This is a genomic window from Rhodococcus oryzae (assembly GCF_005049235.1).
Classification (GTDB): Bacteria; Actinomycetota; Actinomycetes; order Mycobacteriales; family Mycobacteriaceae; genus Rhodococcus_G; species Rhodococcus_G oryzae.
Genome location: NZ_SUMD01000030.1, coordinates 1 through 1,060, shown reverse-complemented (window position 1 = coordinate 1,060; position 1,060 = coordinate 1). Strand labels below are relative to the sequence as shown.

The 1,060-nt window shown below is 62.2% G+C and carries 1 protein-coding gene; it reads right to left on the bottom strand.

Annotated elements, in window-relative coordinates:
* A partial coding sequence (locus FCG67_RS24840; RefSeq protein ID WP_136912237.1) for an amino acid adenylation domain-containing protein occupies positions 1 to 1,060 on the bottom strand: 1,060 nt, incomplete at both ends.

The window sequence follows — 1,060 nt, the reverse complement described above, 5'->3', positions numbered from 1 at the left end:
TCGATCTCGCCGAGCTCGATCCGCAAACCACGCAACTTCACCTGGAAATCAGTACGACCGATGTACTCCAACTCACCGCCGGCAGTCCACGTCACCAAGTCACCCGTCCGGTACATCCGCTCACCCGAACCGCCGAACGGATTCGCAACGAACCGATCCGACGTCAGATCAGCACGACCGACATACCCCCGGGCCAACTGCACACCCGCCAGATACAACTCACCCGCAACACCCACCGGCACCGGCCGCAACCGCGAATCCAACACAAACACCTGCGTGTTCCACACCGGCGCACCGATCGGCACCGACACCTCATCCGCCGCAGTGACCTCATGGAACGTCACATCCACCGCAGCCTCAGTCGGCCCATACAAATTGTGTAATCGCACCGACGGCAACACCCGACGCAACGACGCCGCAGTCTGCGCAGGCAACGCCTCACCCGAAGCGAACACCCGCCGCAACGACGACACAGAGGCCACCGACGGCTCCGCAACGAACACCGCCAACATCGACGGCACAAAGTGCATCGTCGACACCGACTCAGCCTCGACCACCCGAGCCAAATACACCGGATCCCGATGACCATCCGGCACCGCAATCACCAGACGCGCACCAACCTGCAACGGCCAGAACAACTCCCACACCGACACATCAAAAGTCACCGGAGTCTTCTGCAACACCACATCATCAGCGGACAGCCCGTACTCGCCCTGCATCCACACCAGACGATTCACAATCGCCGCATGCGAAACCGCCACACCCTTCGGCCGACCCGTCGAACCCGACGTGAAAATCACATACGCCGTGTTCTCCGGCACCAACGGCGCCAACCGATCCACATCCGACACCGGAGCACCGTCGACCCCGGTCAGGTCGAGAGTGTCGATCAGCAAGACGGAGCTGTCCCCCGCGGCCGTGAACTCGTCACGCGACGTCGACAGGACACACACCGGCGCGGCGGTGTCGAGGATGTTCCCAATTCGATCCGCAGGCTGATCCGGATCCACCGGAACATACGCACCACCGGCCTTGACCACCGCATACACACCGACCAACA